The following is a 17,029-nucleotide window of genomic DNA, read 5'->3' as shown; positions in this document are numbered from 1 at the left end:
CCAAATCCCCAGGGAAGCGACGGATCGCAACGGTTCGCCCCTGCGGAATTGTCCCGCCAGGATTCCGGTGCGGTGTCGAACCGTCGCGATACGTTGCTTTCAGCGGGATTTCGGGGGGGCGTGACGACGGATCGCACCCCCTCGGAGGGCATGGACCCAACCCGGGCCCAACCGCCGAGCCGCATTCCGCTGTCACTGCAAATGGTCGCAAATTTCTGAGCCAAAGTCGGCTCGCGACGGAGCACGCGCTCGATCTCCTCTTGCACGACGCCGACTCGCGCGTTAGATACTGAACCACATGGTTCAGTATTCGAGTGTCCGCCTCGATGCTTCCTTCGCCGCGCTTTCGGACGCGACCCGGCGCGGCGTTCTGGAGCAGCTCGGACGAGCCGACGCTTCGATCACGGACCTCGCCGAGAAGTTTCACATGACCCTCACGGGCATGAAGAAGCACGTCGGCGTCCTCGAGCGGGCCGGGCTCGTCACCACCGAGAAGGTCGGCCGCGTGCGTACCTGCAAGCTCGGTCCGCGCCAGCTCGACGAAGAGACGGCGTGGATCGAGAGGTACCGCCAGCTCTGGGCCGCACGCTTCGACGAGCTGGACAAGGTCATCGAGGAGCTGAAACGAAAGGAGAACGTCGATGGACGCAAATAAAGAGAGTGAGCCCCAGTTGACGAGCAATCGCACGACGGTGGAACCGAAGTCCGATCGCGAGATCGTCGTCACACGGACCTTCGATGCTCCGGCGCGCATCGTGTTCCAGGCGTGGACCACGCCGGAGCTGTTCAGGCGGTGGTGGATACCGAAGTCGATGCCGGTGCCTCTACTTTCCTACGAAGCGGACATTCGCGCCGGCGGCAGCTACCGCCTGGTCTTTGGTCACGATGCCGCGCAGCCGATGGCGTTCTTCGGCACGTACCTCGAAGTGACACCGCATTCGCGCATCGTGTGGACGAACGACGAAGCGGGCGACGATGGCGCGGTCACGACCGTGACCCTCGAGGAAAAAGGCGGCAAGACGCTGCAGGTGCTGCACGAGCTCTATCGATCGAAGCAAGCGCGCGACGCCGCCCTGGCCTCGGGCGCGTACAGCGGGATGGGCGAGACGTTCGAGCAGCTCGATGAGCTTCTCGTCACGCTTGGTACGACGGCGCGATCGTCCTGAAGCCATCGCGCGGGAGGGGCGCCGGGGAGCGCGACGAGCGCGGTCCTCCTCGGCGCTGCGCAGTGCGTCTTCTCCGGTCTTCGACACCCGGAGCGAGCCCTCTCGGACTTGATGGCAAGTTCTCTGAGGGGGCTTGGTCTTTGGTCCTTCAGTCCCTCAGCAAACCTGCTCGGAACCGAACGACTCTCCCTCCATCTCGAAGTCGCGGCTCACCCTACTTCCTATGTATCGCAGAGTCACCACTGCTCCGCGCCGGAGGCCCTCATGACCCGCACCGCGCTCGCCGCAGTCCTCGTCGCCCTCACCGGATGCAACACCTCCTCGACCACGCTCGATCCGCCCCCGTACGGGAACCCCGCGGGCTACCGCGTGCACGTGCTCCAGGGCGACAGCCTGTCCGCGGGCGACGTCACCTTGAACGACCTCGTGGTCGACACGAGCAGCGTGGAGGCGATCGACGCCTCGGTGGCGGCCATGGTCGCCGACACCGGAGAGACCACACGGCGAAGATCGCAGCGGCCCGCGCCGCCGCGATCGCGGCCGGGCTCGGCCCCTCGAAGGTATTCGTCGGCGAGTTCGGCCCGTCCTGGAGCGACACGCCGGCAGACGGCAACGTCTCGGATCGGCTCGCCGCCGCCCTGTTCAGCGCCGAGGCGCAGGAGACCGGAAAGGCCGCGGGCGCCGACGCGATGCTCTGGTTCGGCCTCTCGGATCCGACCGCCTGGTCCGACCCCAAGAACCCCTGGGTCCCCTCGCTCATCGCCGTGACCGGCGAGCGGCGGACGCGAACCAGCGCTCAAGCGCGTCCACTAACCCCTCGACGTCTCCCACGTCGCCGGCCCAGGCAATGCACCCGTCGGGCCGGATCAGCATCGACGGGCCTGCGTCGGCCGGTAAGCAGCGCACCCGCGTGAACCCGGCGGCGAGACCGGCCGCGTGCCCGTCAGGAGACGCGTCGAGCACTATGCCTTCGCCTTCCGCCATCTCCGCGAACAGCGATGTTCGAGCGTCGGCGCGGCCGACCGGGCGATCGCCGGTGAGGCGTCCGACCAGGTCTCGCTCCGCGCCGAGGTCGTAGCGCGTGGCCAGACCGCTCGTCAGTCCGTCGAGATGGCCATTCACGGCGTCGATCTCCATCAGCTTCGCGAAGATCTGCCGCATTGCGCTCGACTGCGGGTCGGACCGCGTGAGCGCGACCTGGGCGAGCGTGTTGGCCAGCACGGCCTCGGCCACGGGCCGCCGCTCGGACGTGTAGCTGTCGAGCAGGCTGTCCGGCTTGTCGCCGCGAACGACGGCGGCGAGCTTCCAGCCGAGGTTGGCCGCGTCGACCAGCCCAAGGCTCAGCCCCTGGCCGCCCAAAGGCGAATGGATGTGCGCCGCATCACCCGCGAGCAGGACGCGATCCCGGCGGTACGTGTCGACCAGACGTGCGCTGTCCGTGAAGCGATTCGCCTGCTCCATCGCCGTCACGCGGACATCCGCGCCGCTGATTCGGCGCAGCACGCCTTCGATCTCCTCGCGCGTGACGGGCGCATTGCGATCAGCCAGCGGACCGCTGAAGTCGTGCATCGCAAGCCATCGAGGCCGAGGTCCGTTCATGACGACGCCCTCCGGCGTGCGGGTCGACCCGCGCGGAAGGCGCTCGGGGTGGTCGAGGTCGAGCACGGCCTGGTACATGAATTGGCTCGGCGGCGTACCGGGGAAGGCAAAACCGGCCATCTTGCGGATCGAACTGCGCCCTCCGTCACATCCGACAAGCCAGGCGCAGCGCGCATGCTCCGGCCCGTCCGGGGAAGCCCAGTGGAGCGCGACGCCATCGTCATGCTGGTCCAAGCCCGTGACCTCGCACCCGCGCCGTACCTCGATGTCGAGCGCGGCCGCCCGCGCGCCCAGGATCGCCTCCACGCCCTGCTGGTTCACCCAGAGCATGCGCCGTTCGGGCTCGCCCACTGCTTCTGATCGGAGAGGGAGAAGGGCGAAATGCCCCCTGGACCTGTGTGCCTGCGCCCGCCTCTCTACGCCCACCGGTCCCATGGCCGCGAAGTGGCGATCCTCCGCCCCGGCGAGCGCTGGGCCCATGCTCCGGCGCTGGAGCGCCTCCACGCCGAGCGGTCCGACTGCAGTCCCCTTCAGGGCGACGCTTGGCGCAGTGAGCCGCTCGAGCACCATCACACCGGCGCCGCCCAGCTTGAGCTCGATCGCGAGCAGGAGCCCGACCGGCCCGGCGCCTACAACCACGACATCGACTTGCTTGTCCATCGGCCATGAATCCATCGAGTACTACGTACAAACACCGATCAGCTATCGGGACACAGAAGGCACTGAAAATATGTGAATCTGCCCAGATCTCAGTCGATTGGTCAGCCGAAGCCGCCGAGGGCGGCTCGTTGCCCGGGCCAGGACGGCGCCCGGCGCGTCCACGCGGGGGCCCACGCTCTTCATCGCCGGCGCTCACTCGCCAGGGAAGAGCTCCTCGGCGGTCATGTACTTCGCCCCGAGCGCTTGCGCGAACTCCCGGTCGCTTTCCATATCACCGACCATAACCAGGTGCTCGCGCGCGAGCTTGTGGCGCTGGATCAGCGATATCCCGAGCCCCGGCAGGGGCTTGCGACAGAAGCAGCCGACCGGAAACGCCGGGTGCGGACAGTACACGACCTCGGCCACGGGCAGGCCGAGGAGCTCGATCGTCCGCGAGAACGCGGCCAGGACAGCCTCTTCGGTCACCGATCCTTTCGAGATGCCGCTCTGGTTTGACACGAAGAAGAGCGTGTATCCGTCGTTGACCCAGCGCTCCAGGGCCGCGCGCCGACCGGGCAGGAGCTCGACGTCGTCGGGGTCGCGCGGGTAGATTTCGCCGCTCTTTGTCGTTCGCAGCGTACCGTCTACGTCGAGGAGCAGGCCCTTGCCCGTGAAGAGCGGATCAACGCGTCGGGCAAACGGGATCTCCTCGACCACCGAGAAGCCCTCATCCACGTGCGGCGCCTCGAAATTCGCAGCCCACCGCGAGAGCGCCTGCGGTGGCGGCAGGTTGGGATCCTCTTTGCCGAGCGCTTTCATGTCCTCCGGCCCGAGCAGCTTGCCGTAGCGATCGAGGACACGGAGGACGACGTTCGCGTAGGCCTCGTTGATGGGCGTGGCCAGGTACCGGCACCGGACCGGCACGCGGTGCGCGTGCGCCATCCGGAGCACCGCGTAGCGCGACGCGCGCGTGCCGTACGTATTGTCGAGGACCACCCGAGTTTGCCCCGAGGAGAGCAGCTCTCCGAGCTTCTTGACCACGCCGTCGAGCGTGCCGCCGAGCTCATCGCGGTTCAGGCGCGCGTACCCTTTGGCCGTGTAGCGGGCGACCTCCGACGATTTGCCTGCCCCTTGAATTCCCATGACCACGACCACCTCGGGCGCATCGCCGGGGCCTTCTCCGGGCTCGAGCTTGCGCAGGCCGGCGGGGATCACGGGGGGCGCGACCGAGGCCAGCACATCGGCCGTGGGCGCAAAGCTGGTCTTCGAGAGGTCGGCTCGATCGCGCGCGTCAAAGGGGACCCGGAGCGCGCGCAAGCAGGACTGGACGCTCTCCCGCTTGGTCGCCCCGAACAGGGGAAGGACTGGGGGGCCGAGATCGAGCAGGGCCGCGAGGGCCGCCTCCTGGGACGTGATGGTGTGCCGCGCGGCGATGGGCTTGATCGCGCGGTTCTTGAGGAGGCTATCGACCTTGGCGTGACCGCCGAGCGGCCGGTGGGCGAGGAACGGGATGCCCATTTGCTTGGCGAGCTCGAGGAGGCCTCGGGCTGCGCTGCCACGATCGAGAACGCTCAGCTCCTCCTGGATGGCCCGCACCGGAAAGTGCCGCAGGGCCTGGTGGACCTCTGCGATGGATGTGTTGCTGAGGCCGAGGTGCTCGATGAGGCCCTCTTTCTGGAGCTCGGCCAGAGCGGCGAGGCTGTCTTCGAGGGGCGTCTTGGGGTCGGTCACGTGGAGGAGGAGCATGAAAATCCGCGAGACGCCGAGCGCCTTCAGGCTGCCCTCGACCGTGCGGCGCAGGTGGTCCCGGCTGCCGTTCGGGACCCATCGCCCTTTGGGTCGGGTGAGGCCCGCCTTGGTGATGACGCGCACGTCGTCGCGCGGGCCGGACCATGCGTCGAGCGCCTTGCGGACGAGGCGCTCTCCATAGTGGGCCTCGCGGTCGGTGAGGCAGTAAGAATCGGCGGTGTCGAGGAGGCGTATGCCTTGATCGAGGGCAACGTGGATGACGGCGGTCGCGTCCTCTTCGGAGGGGCGCCCCTCCGTGGCCAGCCGGAGCAGGCCGAGGCCGAGGGGAACGTCGAGGGGGCCTAGGACACCGTAGGGCGAGGGGGCGGGAGTCACGGAGATGATGACGTAGCCAGGTCAGCGGCTCGATGCAAGCGCTGGCGCTGATGTTGTGAGGTCGCCGTCGATGTTCGATAGGGCCTGTTTTCCTACGTCGGACGACGGCGGCTGCCCCTCGGACGAGGACGTCGCCAGGTCATCCCGCCTTTGGGATCGCGCGCTCGGCATTCCGGAGCTTCTCGCCTCCGGATCGTCATGTCGCCCTGAAACTCCGGGGAAAGCGACGGATCGCGACGGTTCGCCCCCGCGGAATCGTAGCAGCTCATCCATGCATCCAGGGGCCCGCGCTCACGCCACGGCCTGCGGCCCGTAGAGCAGGTGCGACGAGGATCCGCGCGAGCGCGTCGGCGAGGACGTCCTCCGGCGCCGCCCTCGCCGTCCGCGCGCGGAAGGCGATGAAGCCGTCAGGCCGAACGAGGACGGCGCCGTCGCGCCCTATCCCGTATGCGCCGCCGAGCGCGCCGCTCGGATCCTCCACGTCGCCGCCGACGCGGTGCGAGGAGAGCGGGATCCCCGCCCGGCGCGCGAGCGTGCGCGCCGCCTCGCACCACGCGTCGCCGCCCTCGGCCGCCAGCAGCACGAAGCCGCGCCCGAAGAGATCGAGCGTCGAGATGCGCGCGCCCTGCCGCGAGAGCCACACGTGCGGCGCGCGCGTGCCCGGGCGCCCCCGGAGATCTGTCGCGCCCGGGCCGGGAGGCGCGCCCGGCTCGAGGATCACAGCCTCCGAGGCGTAGCCGTACCCGACCACGAAGTACGGGAAGGCGCGCCGCATGGTCCAGAGCATCGCGAGCCCGGACCTGCCGGTCATGAGCCCGCGCTCGTCGTTCATGTCCCCCGCGATGTCGGCGACGGCGCGCGCGACGGGCCGCCGCTCGACGTCGTACGTGTCGAGCAGCCCTTCGCCCGCGCGCCCCGCGAGCACGGCCGCGAGCTTCCACGCGAGGTTGTGCGCGTCCTGGATGCCCGTGTTCGCGCCGAAGCCGCCCCACGGCGGCATCACGTGGGCCGCGTCGCCCGCGAGGAAGACGCGCCCGTGGCGGAACCCGTCGGCGACGCGCACGGCGGACTGCCAGGGCATCACGCCCTTGAGCTCCACCGCGAGATCCGGGATGCCCGTGGCGCGGCGGATGATCTCCTCGCAGCGCTCGCGCCCGAAGTCTTCGGCGCGCTCGCCCTTCTCGGGATCGAACGGGACGTGGAGGACCCAGAGATCGGTGTTGTTGACCGACGCGAAGAGCCCACGGAGATCGCCGTCCTCGACGAGGCACATGCTGAACTCCCGCCCGCGGACGAGCTCGGTGAGATCGGCGCGAAAGTAGAGGTTGAGCTGGTGGGTGAGGACGCCGCGGCCGCTCTGGCCGACGCCGAGGGAGGTCCGCACCGGGCTCCGCGCGCCGTCGGCCGCGATCAGGTAGTCGGCGCGAGCTCGCCGCCGCGCCCCGCTCCCTCGATCCAGGAGGGTCGCCGTCACGCCCTCGGCGTCCTGCGCGAGCTCGACGAGCTCCGTCGAGAAGCGCGCGTCGACGCCGCGCGCCCTGGCCGCCTCGAGGAGCACGGGCTCCAGGTGGTCCTGCGTGACCCGGCAGGGCGAGGTCGGGCTCTTGGGCGATCCCTCGCCGCGCATCATCCGCTCGCGGAGCCAGCGGATGACGAGCCCGTTCGAGCGGCGCGACGCCATCACCTCGGAGAGCGTCCGCCCCTTGTAGACGCCCATGCTCGGCGCGATCGCCTCTCCGGCCTTTCGCGCCGCGGCCTCGAGCCCGAGCCCGCGGAGGAGCTCCATCGTCCGCCCGCTCACGCCGCGCGCGCGGGGGTGGATGCTCGTCCCGGCGTGGCGCTCGACGAGCAGGGACGGCACGCCGTGCTGCGCGAGGAAGAGCGACGCGGACAGGCCGACGACGCCGCCGCCCACGATGAGCACCTTCACCCGCTCCACCTCGTCACCGTCGATTTGCGTCATTTGCGTCATGAGCTTCGCCTCCGGCTGGTACATACTGAGAGTAGATCCAAATTTGTAGTGAGTGCAAATTTTATGTCACAGCAATCTTCAAGAGACCGCAAGATCCCGGCGACCAAGCGCGCCCCGGCGCAGACGCGCGCCGAGCCGGAGGCGCCCCCGCCGCCGGCCGGCCTCCGCGAGCGGAAGAAGCAGGCGACGCGGCTCGCGATCTCGGACGTCGCCACGCGCCTCTTCATCGAGCGCGGCTTCGATCGCGTGACCGTCGCCGAGGTCGCGGAGGCCGCGGGCGTCTCGGTGAACACGATCTTCAACTACTTCGCGACGAAGGAGGATCTCTTCTTCGATCGCGGCGAGGAGGTCGGAGGAGAGCCCGCGCGCATGGTCCGAGCGCGCCGCCCGGGCGAGCCCGTGCTCGCGGCGCTGGAGCGGGGCCTGCGCGAGAAGGGGGCGACGTCGGTCTACGAGGGGGCGAGGGTCCTGCCGTTCCTCGCCACGATCGAGGCGAGCCCTGCGCTCAAGGCGCGCGAGCGCGCGCTCTTCGATCGCAGCGAGGAGCTCCTCGCGGACGCGCTGCGCGAGGCGGTGGGCGCGCGCGGCGACGACCCCGCTCCCCGGATCATCGCGGCGCTCATCACGGCGCTCGAGTGGACGATCATCCGAGAGCACCGCGCGCGGCTGCTCCGCGGCGAGCCCGACGAGAAGATCCGCGCCGCGCTCGGCCGCATGGCCAAGCGCGGCTTCGCCCTGCTCCGCGACGGCGTGGGCTCCTTTGGCGCGTAGCAAGCGTGAGTCGGCGCGCGCAGGCCCGCCGCACGCCGGTGAAGAGCCGTGAGCTCCCCAGGCCCTGTCAAGCCGGTAGTAATTCTTCCCGACGCTCTACCCGCCACGCCAGCGGCCCACGACACCCGGCGCACTGGACCCCCTTCTGTCTCACGGCAGCGTGAGCGAATGGCCATGTCGGCCATCGACGATGCAAGGTGGGCCCCACGAGGGGACGTGGGAAAGGTCTTGAAGGCCGTCGAGCAGAAGGCCCGCGGGATCACCCGCTGGGCTACATGTCCGAGAATTCGATCTTTTCGAGCTCGAGGAGCAGCGCGAGGTTCGCGGGATCGGTGCGGGACGGCGCGAAGCCGATCCACCGGAGGCCGCTGGCCCTCGCCCTCTCCCATGTCGCGCGGCATGCCGCGAACCAGTCACGAACGAACTCGTCCTGGTTATCTCGGAACCCTTCCGGCCGGTACATCATGGATCGATAGGACAGGAGCATCATCATCTTCTCGAACGTGGACAGCTCGACGTCGCGCGGCTTCTCATCCGACCAGACCAGCATCCCCTTGGTCAGCTCGTAGCCCACCCTCGCGTCCGGATCCTCCGTGAGCGCCTCGATCTTCGCCCGGTCGGCGGGCGGGAACAGATCGTTCGAGTCGGTGCCGAACAAGTCGTTCATTCGACGAGCGTATACGGGTGTCCATGCCGCGTCCAGGAGCCGCGCGTGGTCCGCTGAGCGGCATCGACGGCGCTCATCCCTCTGCGAGCGCGAGGGGCCGCTGGGCGATGACGTCCACGAGGTAGTCGCGCAGGGCCGTCACTTTGCGCGGCACGTGCTGAGACCTCCTTCAGAAGGCGAGCGCCGCGGCGCGAGAGGGCTGCTGAGGCCGATTGCCCCGGGTCATTGGCCGGCAGGCGGCTGCCAGAGCTCCACCTTGTTTCCTTCTGGATCGATGACCCAGGCAAACTTCCCGTACTCGGAATCGTCAATCTTCTCGAGGACGTTGCAGCCTTCTTCGCGCAAGACCTTGACGAGGGCGTGGAGATCCTCGACCCGGTAATTGACCATGAACGTCGCAGCGCCGGGCGCAAACTGGTCGCTTTGCGCCGGAGCAATGGACCAGACGGTCGTTCCAGCGACCGGCTTGCCTTCACCGTCGGTCCAGGTGAAGGCCGTGCCACCCCATTCTTGGACATCGATCCCGAGGTGCCGCTTGTACCAAGCCTGCAGCGCCGGAGCGTCTTTGGCCTTGAAGAAGATGCCGCCAATTCCAGTGACTCGCTTCATAGAACCTCCGAGGACGGGTGGTGGTGAGGGAGACTGTGTTTCTGCGACCTGACGCCTGAGTCGAGCCGCGCCGCGACGCGGCGTCGGCTCGAACGATCTGTTGGCTATCGCACCATGGGTTGGCGGATGATGGTCTTCCACTTGGCCGGATCGGCGCGACGTATGTCGCTCAGATACACCTCGTGGTGCTTTCCTGCAAGCGCCGATCGCGCACCAATGAAATCATGAACTCGCTGAATGGTCGGCCCTTCTTCAGTGAAGGGGCCAATGTGAAGTACCTGAGCGCATGATCCTTCAGTGAAGCTCTCCAGCCTGAGCGCGTCCACCGCGGGGAGCGCCTTCTTTCGCCTCACTTCTGCCATGGCCGCGTGGATCATCGCCTCCTCCACGAAATGAGGCTGCATGATCATCATCGTCCATTTCCACCTCGACCTGTCGTTGGAGGTGAAGACGGACATGTCATCCGACCACCAGAGGCCTTCGAGAGGCATGACCGCATAGTCGATTCCTTGCGCGCCCTTCTTCATCATGAACTTCGTCGTGTAGGCAACGGAGAACAGCGCCTCCACTGCCTCGGCATACTGCTGTGAAGTGTTGGGGTCGCCCTCGCCGTCGATCATGAGGAACTGAAATGTCGGCACTTCGACGTGAACCACCTCCTTCGCGGATGCCTGGTAGAGATGTTTGAGCTCCCTCTTGAGATCAACTTTCGACACGAATGCACCTGATGATTGCGAACGCACAAGCCCACCTGCCCGGCGGGCGGGAGCGCCACGAATCTGGAAGAGCCTACAGGCCCGCCAGGTGAGGTGCAGCGCATGGTTCGGCCCTGTCAGCTCTTCTCCGCGAACCAGCCCTTGTAGTCGAAGAACGGGTGCCCACGAACCCGGTGCCCGCCCCGTAGCTCGTCCAGCGACCACAGGTGCGGGGTGTAGTCGTCCATCGCCGCCCCGCTGAACCGGGACAGCAGCCCGGCCACGAACCCGGCCACCTGCTCGTCGCCGGGGTGCCGCCCGGACACGTCGGCGATCACACAGGCCGCCGGCTCGCCGCCGAGCCTCTGCACGATGTCGGCCCAGTCCTCCGGCTCGTGCTCAAGAGGGCCCTGCCGGTACAGGTTGATGTACAGGCAGGCGTCACCCGCCACGAACACGACCCACGGCTCCCGCTGCTCCGGGTAGGCGGCGTCGAGGTACGCCGTGACCGCAGACTCTGTAGTGTCCCTCAGGAAAACGACGACCGACCGCATCGCGCCCCTACCGCCTCCGCTCGCCGAAGATACCGGCGCTTCGGCGGCGAACGCAAGCTCGTCCGCGGCAAGCGCCATGGGGCCCCGAGGACAACACAGCCATGCCCTCCTGTGCACTACCGCCGCCGTACGATTCCTGCAAGCGCGCTCGGCGAGGGCCAACGCGAGGAGGCTCGCCTGTCGGATTGACTGCCGCCCCACGTGTCGCGCCGACTGGTCGCCAACATCCACCTATCGGGAGGCGCCGGACGTAAAAAGACGAGATTGGAAGGGCTTGCTGTGCTCACGGGATCGGTAATAACGACGGACGATGCGAACGGCCTCCTTTTTCCTCGTTACACACTGTCTGCTCGCGAGCGCCTGCACGCAAAGGACGCCGCGGAGCGCGGGGCACGACGCGCGAGGACCCGCCGTGGAGATCATCGCGAAAGGCGAGGCGTCGTGGGATGGCGCGGCGCTGCCGGCCTACCCGACGACGACACCGGAAATCACCGTCGCACGTATCACGATCCCTCCGCGCGGCGCGCTCCCAGTCCACAAGCACCCGATCATCAACGCGGCCTATCTGGTCTCCGGCGCCGTCACGATCGTGGCGGAGTCGGGCCGAGAGCGCCGGCTGCGCGCGGGGGACGCGATTATCGAGCTCGTCGACGCCTGGCATACCGGGCGGAACGACGGTGACGAGCCGGCGGTGTTCGTGGTCGTTTACGCCGGCTCACCGGGAATTCCGCTCTCCGTCAAGAAGTAGTGGACCGCGCGCTGTCGCAGGCGTGACGGCATGTCGCTCACGTTCGTCCCCTTTGGTTCGGAGGCGCTGCCCAAGCTCGCGATGAACGCGCTGACCCTCCCCATGCTGCAGCGGGTATGCATTGCCGATGCGCTACGGCCCGACCGCGAGGCTCCCCGGGGGCTGGCCTGGTAGCGAGCGGCCGCCGTCCACGGGCTTCAGCGCCCGGCGCAGTCGACGAAATCCCAGGTGATGGGGACGCGACCCTGGTCTGGATCGGCGATCTCCCGGAACGGGCCCTGCCCGAGATCGACGCTGCCGCTCGCGCACGAGGGGCAGAGATCGATGACGCGGACCACCACCGACCCATCCGGCCCGTGGACCTCGATGCACCTACCGCAGGCCGCCCCCTCCGCGAACTGGTCTGGATTCAGGGCGGCGACATAGGCGTCGGCGCCCGGCACCTCGAAGCCGCAGGCGCCGACTCCGACGCTCGGATCGTAGAACGTACCGTCGCCCGAGAAGGACTGTGCCAGCGCCGGAGCGGCGATCGCGGACGACGCCAGGATCGCCGGGAGGAAGCGCAGCCGCCTGGATGGACGACGCGAGGTGAACGATGTTCGCTTTGACATGAGGGCTACCTGAAGCTCGGGTCGCCCTGGGTCAATCTGACGGCCGCGCCCCGATCGTACGGGCCTACCTGTTGCAGCGGCCGCTGTTCTTGTCGAAGAACGGCGTCGTCGACACCGGGCGTCCCTGCGGCGGGTCGATCTCCACCTCCAGGGGGCCGTCGGGCGTCCAGGCTTCTTCGCACGCGATAACCTGTTCGTCGAACCGCCCGTCGCTCTCCATCCAGATGTCGATTTGATCGCTTTCGCAGGAAGCGCAGGTATCTTCCACGATCAGGTACTTCCTTAGGGCAGGAAGGTACATCCGGGTACCGGGCTGGAACCTGCCTTGGCGGACCGCCACGGTGATCGGATCGTCGCTCGTCCCCGTCCCGCCCGCGCCTTGATGGATGACGGGGTCCGAGATGGCGTTGCCCGGCGGATCGTTGTCGGGCCAGCCGTAGAACGTCACCTCGAACCTGCTCGCCGCGCCCGCCGATCCACTCCAGAAGGTTGCGATGCCAGCGGCGTAACAGACAAACATGGACAGCTTCATAAGGCCTCTTTCCTCCCCCCGGTCGGGGCCGGTCCGTGCGCCCGCACGATGCCTGTTTCGCACAGGCCAGCTCCGCGAAGGCACAGGGCGGGCCCGCCCCGCAGGCTGGCGGGCGGATGCTTGAACCCAATGGACGTCCTGTGTCCGGCGTACGCAGCACGTCGGGCACAGGACGTCCCAGACGAGTTCGGCCCGTCATCAGGAGAGGACGGCGTCGCCGTGGAGACGCTCCGGTTTCCTGAATAGCTGGATTGGAGCTCGCGCAGCGAGCCGCGCCGGTGGAAGCCGGCGCGTCCACAGGCCCGGGTGCAGCGGCGGCCAGGCGGATCGGTCGAGCACCGCAGGTTCCCGTACCACCCGGGGCCGTCCCGTCAGCGGGGCGCTCGGGCGGGAAGCGTCGGCATCTCCTCGAACACCTCGTCGTCAGGCAAGGAGAGGACCTCGAAATTATCGTTGCTTGAAAGAGCGCTTCGCGCCCACGCGGCCGAGGTGCGTGTCGCCGAACGCCGTCCCGTACTTGAGCCCATAGCCCAGCATCCGATCGAAGCCGATGTGCCCGACCCAGATCGCCGCGCCGAGCAGCAGCGCCGGCGAGCCAAGCGCGACCGACGCGGCCGCGAGCAGCGCCGGAGCCAGATGGCTGTGCCCCGCGTTGTAGGCCGCCGCGCCCACCCGCGGGCCCGCAAGGTAGCCGAGCAGCGACAGGTCGGGCAGGAGGAACAGCGCCGCGAACCATCCCCAGCTCCCGCCCAGGTGCGCGTAGGCGAGCAGCGCTGCTCCGAGCACGAGCGCGCCCTCGAGGCGCAGGAGCGCGCGCGGGATGCCCCTGGCCCCGCCCGCCGGGACCTCGCAGGTGGGCTGCGGCGCGGGGCCAAGGGTAGAGGGAGCAAGGTCGAGCGCAGGGAGCATCGCGGCGGTGGTCATGGTCGTTCTCCTCGTCGTGCGTACCGGCGCGGGGTATCCGTCCTGTAGACCCCATCCTCGCGTGGAGCGCGCCGTCGCCGTGAATTCGCGGGCGCGGGTGCCGGCGACGTGGAGAGCATGGTCGCTGCGGGGGCTCATGAACATTGTACAAATGCGTCCATCCGCTCATCATTTTTTGATGAGCCCAGCCGAGCCCTCGTGGGACCTCTACGGTGCCTTCCTTGCCGTCATGCGCACCGGCAGCCTCTCCGCCGCCGCGCGTGCCCTCGACGTCGCGCAGCCCACCGTGCGCCGCCAGATCGAGCAGCTCGAGTCGCAGCTCGGCGTCGTGCTCTTCACCCGCGCGCCGAACGGCCTGGTGCCGACCGACCTCGCGCTCGCCACGCTGCCCTACGCCGAGTCCATCGCCGCGAGCGCGCGCGCCCTCGTGCGCGCCGTGTCGAGCCCCACCGATGCCGACCGCGGCACCGTGCGCGTCACGTGCAGCGAGGTCGTCGGCGTCGAGGTGCTTCCCCGGATGCTCGCCCCGCTCCTCGTTGCTCACCCGCGCCTTCAGATCGAGCTCGTCGCCACGAATCGCACCGAGGATCTCCTGCGCCGCGACGCCGATGTCGCCGTGCGCATGGCGGAGCCGACGCAGGCCGGCCTGGTGAGGCGCTGCGCCGGGCGCGTCGAGCTCGGCCTCTTCGCCACCAAGGCGTACCTCGCCGCGCACGCTGCCCCGACGTCGCTCGCGGGGCTCGTGCAGGGCCACGCCCTCATCGGCGCCGACGGCTCCCGCGCCATCATCGACGCGCTCGCCGCCGCCGGGCTCCTCACCACGCCGCGCGACTATGCGTTCCGCAGCGACAGCGACATCGCGAAGCTCGCCGCGGTGCGCGCCGGCCTCGGCATCGGGGTGTGCCAACTCCCGCTCAGCCGGCGGCCGGTGCCGCTCGTGCGCGTGCTGCCCGCGCTCGCCTTCCACCTGGACGCCTGGGTCGTCATGCACGAGGATCTGCGCGCCGTGCGCCGCGTCCGCCTCGTCTTCGAGCACCTCGTCGCGCAGCTTGGTGTCTACGCGACCCAGGCACGCGAAACACGGCCGGTGGCGGCGAAGGCCCGGCGCCCGGGCACGCGGCGAAGGCCCAGCTCGGGCGGAGCGGCGAGGACCCGTCCATGACGACCGAGGTGGGGTCTCCCACCTGGCCCACGTTGACACTGGGGCGCTCGGCGGATCGTCACGGCCCCGTCACGAGACCCGAGATGTGGATCTGTACGAGCGGACCATTCGCCTCGTCGTATACCACCACACTCGACATGTTTCCTCGGGCCCTACCTTGGCCGCCGCGGGCCGCAGATCCGCCGGCGGGATCTTCGCGATCATCCTGAGCGAGGCGAGATAGCCGCACCACACCATGGCTGCCGCGAAGGTGACCGCATCGCGCATCGCTGCCAGGTACGCCGCGGTCGGCGGCAGGCGCGGGTCCGGGTGGTATCCGTTCGGTAGAGCCCATCCTGACGCTGAGCAGGCCAGGGACATAGGCTTTCCGTGCGGTGAAAGTTGAGTTCGCCGGTCGCGGTGAGCAGGTCGTACTTCTTCGCCGTCTGGCGAAGAGAATTCGCCCGGAGGATCTACTCCTCGATGAGACGCTTCGCCGGATGAGAGCAATGACACAAGCCGTCTAACGCCAAAAAGTATGACCTCGGACGTTTACTCGACAAGCATTGCAGCCTATCCAAGTGTCGATTCAAATACAAATCGTATGGGGAGCGACCCGGCCAGGTCGTCCTTGACGTGGCCAGGGGCCGGGCTCCACGTGCTCCTCGGGGGAAGCACATGAGACGGCTGCTGTGCGTGCTGGGTCTTCTCGGAGCCACACGTCTGGCGACGACGATGGGATGTGGAGCATCGCCAGAGGTGGACGAACCTGAAGCGGCCAGCGGCGAGGTCGAACTGCCTGACTCCCTGGACGAGTGCAACCGGGCATGTCGGAACGGACAGCAGGCAATGGAGCAATTTTGCTCCCAGCTACCACCGGATCCTCGCTTGAGGGCCGGTTGCTGGGCGGCAGCGAAGGGTGGATTGGTCGCGTGCCTCGGCTGGTGTTACTGGCACTACGGTACGTGAAGAGGACGTCCGCTTGACACCCCGCAGGAAGGGGCCGCAAGGTGCGTCCTATGCAGGACGACACCCCGCTCGAACCCATCGCAGAACGACGCCTCTCGGTCGTAGGCGAGCCCGGCCGGATGGTGACCGTGACCATCGGCAAGCCGGTGCAGAAGGCGTCCGGTGACTGGGCCTGTCCGGTAGATATTCAGGGAATTCCAGATCCCGTCCGAGACTCGGCCTACGGTGTGGATGCGGTCCAGGCGTTACAGCTCGCGTTCGAGACGGCTCGTCAGTCCCTCAAGAAGGCTGGGCTTCCTGTCACGTGGTGCGATGGAGAGCCCGGAGCGACGGGTTTCCCCATGGCCGTGCCGTACATCTTTGGCCGCGCTTTCGAGGACAGGATGGAGCGTGTGATCGAGGATGAGATCGAGAAGGCCGTGGAGGCGAAGAAGAAGGGGGCGCCCGGCTGACCCGCCTCCCGGGGCACCATGCTCCGAGAGGGGGCTGGACCGCGGGGGTCGATCACCGCTTGTGGTCTGAGGACGGGGCTACACCTGGCGCGGGGAGCTGCCGCCGTTCGGCAGCCGTCGGGAGATCTCCGCGATACCGAGGAAGAAAGCAACAACGGCGTCATTTGTGGTCAGGGTGTATTCTCGTCCATCGACACCTCCGGCGCGGGTTTCTACGCAGCACGGGGAATCGACGACAGCACACAGGTAGGGCGTCACGTTCACACTGGGACGCCGCTCCGCCCGTGCAACGCCAGGTTAACGAGCTTCGTCACCTCGCTCCAGGTCCTCCGGCTCGATCGAGGCGCCGACGAGATCAGCCGACCGGCGGACCTCGGCTTCGGAGACGAATCCCGCGTGATAGAGCCGAACCAGAAACTGCCGGACCGCTTTTCGAACGGCCTCACATGCGGCGGCGAGATCTTCTGATGGGACACGATGCGGACGGTCCGGGGCCTGCGGACCGAATTCACATGCGCCGCGGCAGACTGGGCAGTATCTCGTGATCTTTGTGTCGTGCTGCTGCACCCACGAGACCTGAGCGTCGCGGAGTTGTCGAAATCGTTGCTGATACTCGTCAATGGTTCGGACCGCCGCCGCCGCTTCGGCGATCCAGAATGCAAGATTTGCATGATGTCCCGCCAGCTGGTGAACGTGCTGGGTCGCGAACCTGCCGAACTGCTGTGCGATGAGCTCGGCGCGCGCGATGGAGTATGGCTTCGGGGGCGGCATAGGAGGCCGTCTGGCTCAAGGTGGGCGGCGTACGTCTCGCTAACGAGACGGTCGATCAGCGGTAGCGCGAAGCGCCGTCCATTGC

Annotated in this window: 19 protein-coding genes; 7 read left to right on the top strand and 12 right to left on the bottom strand. The window is 68.1% G+C overall.

What is annotated here, in order from left to right; translation table 11 throughout:
• Nucleotides 1-298 precede the first annotated feature (298 nt).
• Complete coding sequence (locus WMF14_RS40765; protein WP_272102523.1) at nt 299-655, top strand: ArsR/SmtB family transcription factor; 357 nt, start codon at nt 299-301, stop codon at nt 653-655.
• On the top strand, nt 642-1,166 hold the full coding sequence (locus tag WMF14_RS40760; RefSeq protein ID WP_437795455.1) for an SRPBCC family protein: 525 nt from the start codon (nt 642-644) through the stop codon (nt 1,164-1,166). Before WMF14_RS40765 ends, WMF14_RS40760 begins: the two co-directional genes overlap by 14 nt.
• A 362-nt stretch (nt 1,167-1,528) precedes the next feature.
• Here WMF14_RS40760 and WMF14_RS40755 read toward each other — a convergent pair whose 3' ends face one another.
• From WMF14_RS40755 to WMF14_RS40740, 4 genes are all read right to left on the bottom strand, one after another.
• The gene (locus tag WMF14_RS40755) at nt 1,529-1,666 is read right to left on the bottom strand and encodes a hypothetical protein (protein ID WP_437795452.1); all 138 of its coding nucleotides are present in this window, start codon (nt 1,664-1,666) and stop codon (nt 1,529-1,531) included.
• 256 nt (nt 1,667-1,922) lie between these two features.
• Nucleotides 1,923-3,425 (bottom strand): FAD-dependent monooxygenase, encoded by a 1,503-nt coding sequence (locus tag WMF14_RS40750; RefSeq protein WP_437795449.1) that lies wholly within the window; start codon nt 3,423-3,425, stop codon nt 1,923-1,925.
• A 192-nt stretch (nt 3,426-3,617) separates the two neighbouring features.
• Nucleotides 3,618-5,528 (bottom strand): aldo/keto reductase, encoded by a 1,911-nt coding sequence (locus tag WMF14_RS40745; RefSeq protein ID WP_437795447.1) that lies wholly within the window; start codon nt 5,526-5,528, stop codon nt 3,618-3,620.
• 265 nt (nt 5,529-5,793) lie between these two features.
• Nucleotides 5,794-7,500: an FAD-dependent monooxygenase gene (locus tag WMF14_RS40740; protein ID WP_437795445.1), complete on the bottom strand. Its 1,707-nt coding sequence runs from the start codon at nt 7,498-7,500 to the stop codon at nt 5,794-5,796.
• Between the two features lie 63 nt (nt 7,501-7,563).
• Here WMF14_RS40740 and WMF14_RS40735 point away from each other — a divergent pair, with 63 nt between their 5' ends.
• Nucleotides 7,564-8,271: a TetR/AcrR family transcriptional regulator gene (locus WMF14_RS40735; RefSeq protein ID WP_437795443.1), complete on the top strand. Its 708-nt coding sequence runs from the start codon at nt 7,564-7,566 to the stop codon at nt 8,269-8,271.
• A 271-nt stretch (nt 8,272-8,542) separates the two neighbouring features.
• Here the strand turns inward: WMF14_RS40735 and WMF14_RS40730 are convergent, their stop codons facing one another.
• The 4 genes from WMF14_RS40730 to WMF14_RS40715 all read right to left on the bottom strand — a co-directional run bounded on the left by WMF14_RS40730 (nt 8,543) and on the right by WMF14_RS40715 (nt 10,796).
• Nucleotides 8,543-8,938, bottom strand: coding sequence for a hypothetical protein (locus tag WMF14_RS40730; RefSeq protein WP_437795440.1), 396 nt, complete (start codon nt 8,936-8,938; stop codon nt 8,543-8,545).
• 222 nt (nt 8,939-9,160) lie between these two features.
• A complete protein-coding gene (locus WMF14_RS40725; protein WP_272102530.1) occupies nt 9,161-9,547 on the bottom strand; it encodes a VOC family protein in 387 nt (128 codons plus the stop codon).
• 104 nt (nt 9,548-9,651) lie between these two features.
• Nucleotides 9,652-10,263, bottom strand: coding sequence for a GyrI-like domain-containing protein (locus WMF14_RS40720; RefSeq protein ID WP_437795436.1), 612 nt, complete (start codon nt 10,261-10,263; stop codon nt 9,652-9,654).
• Between the two features lie 116 nt (nt 10,264-10,379).
• A complete protein-coding gene (locus tag WMF14_RS40715) occupies nt 10,380-10,796 on the bottom strand; it encodes a hypothetical protein (protein WP_437795433.1) in 417 nt (138 codons plus the stop codon).
• 412 nt (nt 10,797-11,208) lie between these two features.
• On the opposite strand from WMF14_RS40715, the gene WMF14_RS40710 reads away from it, so the two are divergent.
• Together WMF14_RS40710 and WMF14_RS40705 are read left to right on the top strand one after the other, a co-directional pair.
• Nucleotides 11,209-11,544 (top strand): cupin domain-containing protein, encoded by a 336-nt coding sequence (locus WMF14_RS40710; RefSeq protein ID WP_437795430.1) that lies wholly within the window; start codon nt 11,209-11,211, stop codon nt 11,542-11,544.
• Between the two features lie 30 nt (nt 11,545-11,574).
• Nucleotides 11,575-11,718: a hypothetical protein gene (locus WMF14_RS40705; protein ID WP_437795428.1), complete on the top strand. Its 144-nt coding sequence runs from the start codon at nt 11,575-11,577 to the stop codon at nt 11,716-11,718.
• 23 nt (nt 11,719-11,741) lie between these two features.
• Here the strand turns inward: WMF14_RS40705 and WMF14_RS40700 are convergent, their stop codons facing one another.
• From WMF14_RS40700 to WMF14_RS40690, 3 genes are all read right to left on the bottom strand, one after another.
• A complete protein-coding gene (locus WMF14_RS40700) occupies nt 11,742-12,155 on the bottom strand; it encodes an expansin EXLX1 family cellulose-binding protein (RefSeq protein WP_437795425.1) in 414 nt (137 codons plus the stop codon).
• 64 nt (nt 12,156-12,219) lie between these two features.
• Complete coding sequence (locus WMF14_RS40695; protein WP_437795423.1) at nt 12,220-12,687, bottom strand: hypothetical protein; 468 nt, start codon at nt 12,685-12,687, stop codon at nt 12,220-12,222.
• Between the two features lie 447 nt (nt 12,688-13,134).
• Nucleotides 13,135-13,611: a DUF4260 family protein gene (locus WMF14_RS40690; protein WP_437795420.1), complete on the bottom strand. Its 477-nt coding sequence runs from the start codon at nt 13,609-13,611 to the stop codon at nt 13,135-13,137.
• 178 nt (nt 13,612-13,789) lie between these two features.
• On the opposite strand from WMF14_RS40690, the gene WMF14_RS40685 reads away from it, so the two are divergent.
• Together WMF14_RS40685 and WMF14_RS40680 are read left to right on the top strand one after the other, a co-directional pair.
• On the top strand, nt 13,790-14,773 hold the full coding sequence (locus WMF14_RS40685; protein ID WP_437795418.1) for a LysR family transcriptional regulator: 984 nt from the start codon (nt 13,790-13,792) through the stop codon (nt 14,771-14,773).
• Nucleotides 14,774-15,771: 998 nt separating this feature from the next.
• Complete coding sequence (locus tag WMF14_RS40680) at nt 15,772-16,173, top strand: DUF6968 family protein (protein WP_437325358.1); 402 nt, start codon at nt 15,772-15,774, stop codon at nt 16,171-16,173.
• A 297-nt stretch (nt 16,174-16,470) separates the two neighbouring features.
• Here WMF14_RS40680 and WMF14_RS40675 read toward each other — a convergent pair whose 3' ends face one another.
• Nucleotides 16,471-16,944 (bottom strand): hypothetical protein, encoded by a 474-nt coding sequence (locus tag WMF14_RS40675; RefSeq protein WP_437795415.1) that lies wholly within the window; start codon nt 16,942-16,944, stop codon nt 16,471-16,473.
• Nucleotides 16,945-17,029: the final 85 nt, after the last annotated feature.

This window comes from Sorangium sp. So ce693, assembly GCF_051521375.1.
In the GTDB taxonomy this organism is placed as follows: domain Bacteria; phylum Myxococcota_A; class Polyangia; order Polyangiales; family Polyangiaceae; genus Sorangium; species Sorangium atrum.
Note: the sequence above shows the minus strand (reverse complement) of the source record. Positions and strands in the feature narration are given on the sequence as shown.

Coding starts and splice junctions, on each gene's coding strand:
- WMF14_RS40765 (WP_272102523.1), top strand. CDS start 299: ATGGTTCAGTATTCGAGTGTCCGCCTCGATGCTTCCTTCGCCGCGCTT.
- WMF14_RS40760 (WP_437795455.1), top strand. CDS start 642: ATGGACGCAAATAAAGAGAGTGAGCCCCAGTTGACGAGCAATCGCACG.
- WMF14_RS40750 (WP_437795449.1), bottom strand. CDS start 3,425: ATGGACAAGCAAGTCGATGTCGTGGTTGTAGGCGCCGGGCCGGTCGGG.
- WMF14_RS40740 (WP_437795445.1), bottom strand. CDS start 7,500: ATGACGCAAATGACGCAAATCGACGGTGACGAGGTGGAGCGGGTGAAG.
- WMF14_RS40735 (WP_437795443.1), top strand. CDS start 7,564: ATGTCACAGCAATCTTCAAGAGACCGCAAGATCCCGGCGACCAAGCGC.
- WMF14_RS40730 (WP_437795440.1), bottom strand. CDS start 8,938: ATGAACGACTTGTTCGGCACCGACTCGAACGATCTGTTCCCGCCCGCC.
- WMF14_RS40725 (WP_272102530.1), bottom strand. CDS start 9,547: ATGAAGCGAGTCACTGGAATTGGCGGCATCTTCTTCAAGGCCAAAGAC.
- WMF14_RS40715 (WP_437795433.1), bottom strand. CDS start 10,796: ATGCGGTCGGTCGTCGTTTTCCTGAGGGACACTACAGAGTCTGCGGTC.
- WMF14_RS40705 (WP_437795428.1), top strand. CDS start 11,575: ATGTCGCTCACGTTCGTCCCCTTTGGTTCGGAGGCGCTGCCCAAGCTC.
- WMF14_RS40700 (WP_437795425.1), bottom strand. CDS start 12,155: ATGTCAAAGCGAACATCGTTCACCTCGCGTCGTCCATCCAGGCGGCTG.
- WMF14_RS40695 (WP_437795423.1), bottom strand. CDS start 12,687: ATGAAGCTGTCCATGTTTGTCTGTTACGCCGCTGGCATCGCAACCTTC.
- WMF14_RS40690 (WP_437795420.1), bottom strand. CDS start 13,611: ATGACCACCGCCGCGATGCTCCCTGCGCTCGACCTTGCTCCCTCTACC.
- WMF14_RS40685 (WP_437795418.1), top strand. CDS start 13,790: ATGAGCCCAGCCGAGCCCTCGTGGGACCTCTACGGTGCCTTCCTTGCC.
- WMF14_RS40680 (WP_437325358.1), top strand. CDS start 15,772: ATGCAGGACGACACCCCGCTCGAACCCATCGCAGAACGACGCCTCTCG.
- WMF14_RS40675 (WP_437795415.1), bottom strand. CDS start 16,944: ATGCCGCCCCCGAAGCCATACTCCATCGCGCGCGCCGAGCTCATCGCA.